Source organism: Acidisoma sp., from assembly GCF_035492295.1.
Lineage (GTDB): Bacteria > Pseudomonadota > Alphaproteobacteria > Acetobacterales > Acetobacteraceae > Acidisoma.
The window spans coordinates 1-2,327 of the sequence record NZ_DATJJK010000072.1; the positions used below are offsets into that span (position 1 = coordinate 1).

At 56.4% G+C, this 2,327-nt stretch carries 2 protein-coding genes; both read left to right on the forward strand.

Annotation, left to right across the window (positions count from 1 at the left end; all coding sequences use genetic code 11):
- The coding region (locus VL752_RS05260) for an ATP-binding cassette domain-containing protein (protein WP_325352886.1) at positions 1 to 981 on the forward strand (981 nt) is incomplete at its 5' end.
- The gene (locus VL752_RS05265) at positions 968 to 2,023 is read left to right on the forward strand and encodes an ABC transporter permease (protein WP_325352888.1); all 1,056 of its coding nucleotides are present in this window, start codon (positions 968 to 970) and stop codon (positions 2,021 to 2,023) included. The genes VL752_RS05260 and VL752_RS05265, both read left to right, overlap by 14 nt.
- The last annotated feature ends 304 nt before the right edge of the window (positions 2,024 to 2,327 follow it).

Here is a 2,327-nt window from a genome sequence, read left to right on the forward strand (position 1 = left end):
CGGGGGATGGGAATCATTTACGTCTCGCATCGGCTCGACGAGATTTTCGAGATCACCGATCGAATAGTCGTGTTACGGGACGGCTCTGTTGCCGGTGAGCGCTTGGTCGCAAATACAACACCCGAGGAGGTCATTCTGCTCATTGTTGGGCGGGAACCGTCCCAAGTCTTCCGGCGCCCGGTCGAACGTGCAGGCCCTGTAAGGCTGAGCGTTGAAGGCATGACGATCGGCGACGTCGGTCCGATTGATTGTGAGTTCCGATCAGGCGAGATTGTCGGGCTCGTGGGGCTTCGTGGAGCCGGACAGGAGAGCTTCGGCCGAGCCCTTTTTGGCCTCCTGCCGATCGATCAAGGTCACATCGAACTGGATGGGCAGACCCTCAAGGTGCAGTCACCGCGCGAAGCAATGCAGCGTGGCCTCGCACTAGTCTGCGCCGATCGCGTCGGCGAATCCGTGTTGCCGGGCATGACGATACGAGAGAACCTCTTCGTCAACAACGTGATGGCTGGACTTCATCCTTGGTCTATCGTCTATCCGAGCCGCGAGATCACTCAAGCTTTGACTCTTGGCAATGAGGTGGGATTGCGGCCTAACAATCCGGCGTTGTCTGTCGAGCTTCTGTCGGGCGGCAATCAGCAGAAGGTTGTCATCGGCCGTTGGCTGAATCTTGGCGGGAAGGTCTATATATTCGAAGATCCGACGGCTGGCGTCGATGTTGGCGCCAAGGCCGAGATATACCGCCTGTTCGACGTCGCATTGGCGGCCGGTTCCGTGATCATCATCATTTCGACGGATTTCGAGGAAGTCGCCAAGGTTTGTCACCGCACGCTGGTGTTCAACCGCGGTCGGGTCGCGGCTGAACTTGGCGCTGCGGATCTATCCATCAAAAATCTTGTCGCTGTAGCCTCCGCGTCAGTTGGCTACGCTGGCGGGGCGAAACCATTTTTGGATCATCTCGAGGATTGCAATGCAATCGCTTAAATCCAATGCGTTGGAACCAACCCGGTCCGAACTGGCCGCCTTGTCGCGCTGGGGCGCCGTGATCCGGCTATTACCGATCTATGGCCTTCCGATTCTCGCTATTCTGCTTGTGATCCTGTTTTCTGCAATTCTCCCGGACACCTTCCCCACGGCCTTGAACGCAAGACTAATCCTCAGCGACAAATCGATCATCGCGCTGTTGGCACTCGCTGCAATGATTCCCATGATGGCTGGTCGGATTGACCTGACGGTCGGCTTTGGCATCGTGCTTTGGCATATTTTAGCTATCAGTCTTCAGGTCTGGTTTCATCTGCCTTGGCCTGTCGCAGTTCTTCTCGTTCTGATCGCGGGGAGTTTGGTTGGTCTCTTTAATGGTCTCCTCGTCGAAGTGGCACAGGTCGATTCTTTCATTGCGACGCTCGGCATGGGGACCATCCTCTACTCCCTCGCTCTGTGGCATACCGGCGGTCGTCAGGTCATCGGGTTCTTGCCAAATGGCTTTCTCGACATCAACGCGCTCTCTATCTTCTCGATCCCGATGCCCGCGATCTATGTGCTGGTCTTGTCGATACTGATGTGGCTGGTCACGGAGCGGTTGCCTGTCGGCCGAGAGATCTATGCGATCGGCGCCAATGAAAAGGCGGCTGCCCTGAACGGCATTCCAGTCCGACGCCGTGTCATCGGTGTGTTCGTCGTGTCGGGATTCCTGACCGCCTTCACTGGCTGCGTTCTGGCGTCGCAGTTGCGCATCGGGCAAGCTAATGTTGGCCTCGATTATTTGCTGCCGGCCTTGGTGGGGGCCTTTCTTGGCTCCACGACGATCAGGCCGGGTCGGGTGAATGTCTGCGGCACGATATGCGGTGTCCTCATCCTCGCAGTCGGCATTTCAGGCATCCAGCAACTCGGAGGCGCCTTCTATGTGGAGCCGCTATTCAACGGCGTCACCCTCGTCGTCTCCATTGCCCTTGCCGGGTTCGCCCAGCGCCGGCGAACGAAGGTGCGCGCTATGCCGCAGCGCGCGGCGATGAGGCCAGTATCTTAAGGCTTTGTCAGTGTTCCTCGGCTCCTTGGCGGAAGGTCTTACACTTTGGCGCGTCGCGATCCCGTCGGGAGCGGGCATCCCCATCAAATCTCAACTTAAATCAACACAATTATTTCCTTAGTTACTGAGAGTTCGCCGAAAAACAGAATATTCAGAAAAGACCGAAATCTGCTAATATTGGTGGCGTAATCATCTATAGATTTTTGCTATTGCAGCACGAAGCGCCTTTATTGCTTATTTGTCCAATCGCCCTTCAAACTTGGTCGAACGAACGGCTGCTGCAAGCGTGAAGGGGAACTTCCAT

Excerpts from the sequence above, each read along its gene's own strand:
- VL752_RS05265 (WP_325352888.1), top strand. The coding sequence starts at position 968 with ATGCAATCGCTTAAATCCAATGCGTTGGAACCAACCCGGTCCGAACTG.